Here is a 3,448-nt window from a genome sequence, read left to right as displayed (position 1 = left end):
CCCGGCAGCAAGAGGGTCAGCTCAAAGCAACAAAGCCAACTGCGATTCCCCTGACTGTTACCGAGGGCCGATACCATCAGGTGCGCCGCATGTTTGCTGTCACCGGCAATCAGGTCGAGAAACTGCATCGCGAACATGTGGGCGGTCTGGCGCTGCCTAATGGCATGGTTCCCGGTCAGTGGAAGCTGCTGAGCGAGGAACAGATCGCCTTGATCTTTCGGTAGGCGCTGTGACCGGAGCACGGCGTCGGGCGGATGAATGCCCGCTTCTTACGCAAGGGAAGAAATGTTTACCACCGAAGGATCTGGCATCCAGCGATTGATCGGGTGCATGAACATGTTTGCCATGCCCGATAGACCAGAAGCTGACCAGATTGGTTGAACCGCTCAAGCGCCGCGGCATGTTGGGGCGAGCCGTAGCCGCTTGATCGTTGCAACCGCGTTTGCCAAGGACCACGAGTAGCAGGACACCAGGAAAGGAAGATAACATGAAGGGATTCAAGGAACCCGGCTTTCAGGACCGAGCGGCTGCGGCTGCTCGTGCCAAGGAAAAGGCACTCGAGAAGATGAAAGCGGCCCCGAAGCCTGATGAGGCCGAACTGGCGGCGCGAGCTGCCCGCAGGGAGGAACGGGACGCAAAGGCCGCCAGCAAGCGGGCGGCCGCCGAAGAAGCCAAAAAGCAACGCGAGCGCGAAAAGCGTGAAAAGGCGCTCGAAGCCGAACGGGAGCAAGCGAAAGCCGTGACGCCCGAACCAACCGAGGCGGAGCGAAAAGCTGCCAGGGACGCGCGCTACGCCGCCCGCAAAAGCCGCAAATTCGGTAGATCGTGATCACGGCCGCTCCCGCCGTATCCAACGCCGGACTGCGGATCACTTGATCATGCCCCGCATCCTCTGGGAATGCTGGCAAGGTCGCGCGGTGCGCAAAGAACTTCGGGTAGATGGCGAGATCCGCCAGTGGCCATGATCGGCTTCCGCACGGGGGTGCGGTGGATGGCCGGAAACCGCCCTTCCTCTGGAAGGCCCTCGCGGGCGCGGCGCAGATTGAGCAAGTGCAGCGAACGGCAGTAAGGTCTGCGGTCCAGTCATTCAATTAGATCACGGCGGACGGCCAGTTCGAGCCCTTCTACGACATTCATCCGCCGTAAGTTAAACGAGCAATGATGCCGCAGGCATGAAGCAAGTCGTCCTGATCCTGTCGCTGGCGCTCGCTGCACCCGTCGTCGCTGACGGGTGAATGGCTGAACATGGTGGGGCCGCTGCCCGACGCTCAGCTGGCCGGGCAGCGGCAGAGTCCTGTATTGGCTCCCTATGCGGAGATGACGACGATCTGGTGCGGCTCATAGATCATCCTGACCGTTGCCTCGGTCGTTTCGAGGAGATTGTCGAACCCGGTGAAGATGTTCCGATGCGGAACGCTTACGCGCTCCGGCTTGACGATCTCTATCCAGGGCTTGAGCCCCGCCAGCGGCTGCTCCGGATCGAAAAAAGTCTCATCGCGCGTGAACTCGTCGATCCGCCTCCATAGCTTAGGGAAGATCGGGGCCATGGTTGCCGGGCCACCGTTCCACTCGGCCCCCGATGAGGTCTTATCCGCCTCCCAGACGCCCTTCTGGGCCTCCTTGGCCTCCAGTGTCACCTCTGTCAGCCTTCGCCGTAGGTCATCGAAAAGTGTATCGTAGAAGAGCGGATAGGCGTGGCCGCGCGCGAGTTGCTGGACATTGATGCTGCCCATGATGTCGTCTGGCCCGAGGAATGTTTCGTCGCCGGTCTTTCCCGGTGCCTCTCCGGCGAACACGAAGGCAATGGGTCGCCCGTACGGGCCGATCTGGTTCGAGTAGATGTAGCCCGGTGCATTCGTCGTTCCGCCCTCGGTTCCTGCCAGGTCCAGGTTGGAGGCCGTTGCGTCTGAGGAGAAAGGCGTGATTGCCGCCTTCTCAAGCGTATCGATCCCCTCGTAACGGAGCTGGATCGACCCGTTCTTCGGGTTGATCTTGGGCGGCGAGCCCCGCCTGCGGAGGCGGAAGATCGGTTCTGGGTCATCGGGAATGAACCGCATCGAGTCGCCATCCGGGAAACCAAGGCCCGGAGCGAACGAGCCAGCAATGAGGGTGAAGGGCATCGGATCGTCTCCGCGTTGCACCAGGAGGTGAGAATCTTGAACGCCTGCAATTGGAAGATATGCAGTCCGACGAGCAAGTCCACGATCATGATCTGCCGCCCATGCTTGGGGCAGACTGCGGCCGCTCGGTTGGCATTGCAGCGGTAGAGTTTGGCCGGGAACCGTGATCGGATTGGCTTCCCTGTCTGCTTGGGCGTTGATGTTGCGCGGCGCACCTGCCGCTCATGCACCGCGCGGCGGACGACAGCTCCGAGCCCTTCCACGACATTCATGCAGTCTTCGGGATGACGCCCCATCTTGCTGATGCCGCACCAAATCAGGCCCATGCTGCGTGCCAGGCTTGGCAGTAGCCATAGCAGGGCAATGATGCTCAGAAGTTCTATCAGGGATTGATGGACACTGACGACTATGCCCCCCTTGCCATTCGGACGCCGGGCCAACGCGAGCGGCAACATCACGACAGAGTTTCGTGTGGCAAGGAGAGGATCAGCGCCCGCGCCCGTCCAGCATCAAAGCCCGCAAGTCGGCTGATCAGCAGGCCGCGTCCGACGCTGTCTGTGGCTGCGATGCCGCGATCCGCTCGACAACTTCAGGCCGCAAGAAACGTTTTCCGCGCTACTTACCGTTCTCACGTGCGTCCCTTAACGGACGTCTCTCCTAATCTGACGGTCTTCATGATAAGCTCCGGGAGAACGGATACGGGAACTTCATGATGACTCTCGGAGACGTCGGGATTTGGCTGGCAGGCATTGGCGACGCGTTCCTGCGGGACCTGAGCTACGCATCGAGCAACTCGCTGTTCGACTGGCCCTTCTACATGGCAGCTCCGGTCGTCATCATAGCCGGTTGTGTCGGGCTCGTAATTGTCACGTATCCAATGGTCCTGTGGGACGAACTCAAGAAGCACCACTACGACCAGCAAGGCAACCCGATCACCCGTTTTGGGAGAGCCGTCGATCGCTTACAGGAAGTCGTTTTCTTCAGCTGTTTGTTCATCGTGGTATGGATGGTGACCGCGGTTGCCGTCTCGATACTGATGCTCAGGGCTCTCGGGGAAGATAGCCTCACCGACCTGAACGCGAATTGGCTTTCGATCGTGATCACCACTCCCATCCTGGGTGCGGCTGCTACTGTGCTCGTCGTCCTTCGGCGCTATGTGGCCAGACGGAAAAAGACGCTGAGGGAGGCGACCTGGAGCCGCTCGGCGAAATAGCTTCTGGCGAGCAGACGTCTTCCGTCTGACCTGAGCCCCGTTTCTTCCTCCAGTTTGCGGTAGAGTCCGCTCCAACGAGGAGACGGACGATGAAGAGATCGAGGTTCAGCGAAGA

Annotated in this window: 3 protein-coding genes and 1 pseudogene; 3 read left to right on the top strand and 1 reads right to left on the bottom strand. The window is 60.4% G+C overall.

The features are described 5' to 3' along the window. Together ACFDS3_RS19775 and ACFDS3_RS19770 are read left to right on the top strand one after the other, a co-directional pair. A pseudogene (locus ACFDS3_RS19775) lies at positions 1 to 224 on the top strand (16S rRNA pseudouridine(516) synthase); the annotation flags it as partial. A gap of 263 nt (positions 225 to 487) precedes the next feature. Further along, positions 488 to 829: a DUF6481 family protein gene (locus ACFDS3_RS19770; protein WP_375264049.1), complete on the top strand. Its 342-nt coding sequence runs from the start codon at positions 488 to 490 to the stop codon at positions 827 to 829. Positions 830 to 1,307: 478 nt separating this feature from the next. On the opposite strand, the gene ACFDS3_RS19765 is transcribed toward ACFDS3_RS19770, so the two are convergent. Beyond that, positions 1,308 to 2,120 carry a hypothetical protein gene (locus ACFDS3_RS19765; protein WP_375264048.1) on the bottom strand — a complete coding sequence of 271 codons (813 nt, stop codon included), beginning with the start codon at positions 2,118 to 2,120 and terminating at the stop codon, positions 1,308 to 1,310. A 709-nt stretch (positions 2,121 to 2,829) separates the two neighbouring features. Here ACFDS3_RS19765 and ACFDS3_RS19760 point away from each other — a divergent pair. Beyond that, on the top strand, positions 2,830 to 3,333 hold the full coding sequence (locus tag ACFDS3_RS19760) for a hypothetical protein (RefSeq protein WP_375264047.1): 504 nt from the start codon (positions 2,830 to 2,832) through the stop codon (positions 3,331 to 3,333). Positions 3,334 to 3,448 lie beyond the last annotated feature (115 nt).

The organism is Palleronia sp. (assembly GCF_042089775.1).
Classification (GTDB): domain Bacteria; phylum Pseudomonadota; class Alphaproteobacteria; order Rhodobacterales; family Rhodobacteraceae; genus Palleronia.
Note: the sequence above shows the minus strand (reverse complement) of the source record. Positions and strands in the feature narration are given on the sequence as shown.